The organism is Mesorhizobium sp. BHbdii (genome assembly GCF_053848045.1).
Genome location: NZ_JBSPKX010000121.1, coordinates 1 through 531 on the forward strand (window position 1 = coordinate 1; position 531 = coordinate 531).

General features: G+C 64.6%; 1 pseudogene. It reads left to right on the forward strand.

The annotated features are described in order from the left end of the window. Positions 1 to 531, forward strand: a pseudogene (locus ACWTU8_RS32175) (hybrid sensor histidine kinase/response regulator); the annotation flags it as partial.

Here is a 531-nt window from a genome sequence, read left to right on the forward strand (position 1 = left end):
GTCGATCATGATCTCCAACGACCTCGTCATTCCGCTGTTCGTGCGCCGCCTGCTCAAGACCTCGACCTCCGAGAACGAGGACTGGTCGACGCTCATTCTCAATGTGCGACGCGGGGCGATCTTCATCCTGTTGTTTATCGCGTTCCTCTACTATCGCGAGAGCACCAACTCAGCGCGGCTGTCGTCGATCGGGCTGATGTCCTTCGCGGCCATCGCGCAGTTCGCGCCGGCGCTGATCGGCGGGCTGATCTGGCGCGGCGCCAATGGCAGGGGTGCCGCGCTCGGCATGGTCGCTGGCATCATCGTCTGGGGCTACACACTGCTCCTGCCCTCGCTTGTCGCGCCCGACACTGACATCGTCGTGCACGGGCTCTTCGGCTTCGAGGCGCTGCGCCCGCAAGCCCTGTTCGGTACGGTGGCCGAGCCGCTGAACCACGGCGTGTTGTGGAGCCTGTCGATCAACACGCTGTTCTTCGTGCTTGGCTCGCTGTCGCGCGCGTCGGTGCCGCTGGAGCGCATCCAGGCATCGAT